The sequence below is a fragment of the Bacillus sp. LR--39 genome, assembly GCF_053613335.1.
In genome coordinates this window covers 1-551 of record NZ_JBSIOT010001422.1, presented here as the reverse complement: position 1 = coordinate 551, position 551 = coordinate 1, and the positions used below count along the sequence as shown (strand labels likewise).

1 pseudogene is annotated in these 551 nt (G+C 42.8%); it reads left to right on the top strand.

Annotation, left to right across the window (positions count from 1 at the left end):
- A pseudogene (locus ACWHAR_RS30895) lies at positions 1–551 on the top strand (DNA-directed RNA polymerase subunit beta); the annotation flags it as partial.

The window sequence follows — 551 nt, the reverse complement described above, 5'->3', positions numbered from 1 at the left end:
GCCAGATTCTTGATAGAAGAACGCTTGATAAAGTACTGCCATACTTAGAAAACGGAATCGGTTTTAGAAAGCTGTATCCGAATGGCGGCGTTGTTGAAGATGAAGTGACTCTTCAATCAATTAAAATCTTTGCTCCGACTGATCAAGAAGGAGAACAGGTTATTAATGTAATCGGCAATGCTTACATCGAAGAAGAGATTAAAAACATCACGCCTGCTGATATTATTTCGTCAATCAGCTACTTCTTCAACTTGCTGCACGGAGTAGGCGACACAGATGATATCGATCATCTTGGAAACCGCCGTTTACGTTCTGTAGGCGAGCTTCTCCAGAACCAATTCCGTATCGGTTTAAGCCGTATGGAGCGTGTGGTTCGTGAGAGAATGTCAATTCAAGATACGAATACAATTACGCCTCAGCAGCTGATCAATATTCGTCCTGTTATTGCATCCATTAAAGAGTTCTTTGGAAGCTCACAGCTTTCTCAATTCATGGATCAGACGAACCCGCTTGCTGAATTAACGCACAAGCGCCGTCTGTCAGCATTAGGA